The 1,290-nt window shown below is 75.7% G+C and carries 1 pseudogene; it reads left to right on the top strand.

Annotated elements, in window-relative coordinates:
- Positions 1-107 precede the first annotated feature (107 nt).
- A pseudogene (locus ABZ641_RS37965) lies at positions 108-1,290 on the top strand (hypothetical protein); the annotation flags it as partial.

Below are 1,290 nucleotides of genomic sequence, written 5' to 3'. Positions count from 1 at the left end.
GGCGGCTGAAGATGCCCATGGCTTCCTCCTCTGGTGCGAAGCCATATTGTTTAGGCTTCAACTTGTTGGCTCCACCATAACCCCATCTGGTTCAACCAGCAGCCCTGGTGGTGCCCAGCTTCCTGCTCGGCCCCTCGCCGCACCGGCCGGGCAGCCCGCCCGGTGACGGGGTGATGGGCTACCAGATCTCCCCGTGGGTCGAGGGCGTGCCGCTGCACCGGTGGGCACGGGCCAACCGGGACGGCCTGCCCGCCGTGGCCGAGGTGCTCGTCCGGCTCTGCCGGATCGTCGACGAACTCCACCGCAAGCGGTGGGTGCACCGCGACATCTCGCCCGCCAACGTCCTCGTGGAGCCGGAGGGCCGGGTCAAGCTGATCGACCTGACCTTCCTCGCCCCGCTGGACCGCACGCTCACGGTCGCGGTCTTCACCCCCGGGCACGTCCCGCCGGAGGCCGAGCAGGTCGGCGGGTTCCCGGCCACCGCCAAGGACCTGTTCGCGGTGGGCACGCTCGCCCGCAGCCTGCTGCTGCCCGAGCACGGCCGGCTCGACCAGCGGACGGCCGCCCAGCAGGCCCGCCGCGAACTCCTGGCGGCCGGCTTCAGCGGCGAGCTCGCCGACTGGGTCGCCGAACCGCTGCACCACGACCCGGACCGCCGCCCCGCCCCGCTCGGCCCCTGGGCCGCCCGCGGACGCGAACTGCTGCGCGCACACCGGCCGCTGCCGCGCACCTCCTGCCTGGCCGTGCTGCCCGACACCGCGGGCCGGCCGCTGGTGGTCTCCGGCGGATCGGACGGCGTCGGCTACACCGGCCCCGGCCTCTCCCCGCCGGAGCTCCCGGCCACCCGCACCAACCAGGGCCCGCCGACGCTCCGGGAGATCGTGGCCGGACGGTCCGGCCGGGCGGCGGAACTCGCCGTCTTCGCCGAGGACAGCGCGGGAGCGCTCTGGGTGGGCAACCGCTCCGGCTGGTGGGAGGTGGCGCGCGGCGTCGCCGGCGCGGCCGGCGCGGTCAACTCCGCCGGCGAGCTGGTCGTCTGGACGGCCCGCGCCGGCGTCCTGCAGTCCTTCCGCTGGTCGCCCGGGGTCACCGTCACCGGGCAGGAGATGCCCGGCTGCCCGGCCGACCGGGTCCTCGCGGCCACCGAGGAACGCGTCGGAACGTGGTCCGTCCTGGTCGAGCACCAGGACCGGGTGCTGTGCTGGCAGGTGGGCTCCGGCACCCGGGCCGAGCGGATCTCCGCACCGGCCCGGGCCCGCGGCGCCGCACTGGCCAGGTCCTCCGCCGGGC

The organism is Kitasatospora sp. NPDC007106 (assembly GCF_040634455.1).
Lineage (GTDB): Bacteria > Actinomycetota > Actinomycetes > Streptomycetales > Streptomycetaceae > Kitasatospora > Kitasatospora arboriphila.
The sequence above is the reverse complement of the archived record's forward strand: the minus strand, read 5'-3'. Positions and strand labels throughout refer to the sequence as shown.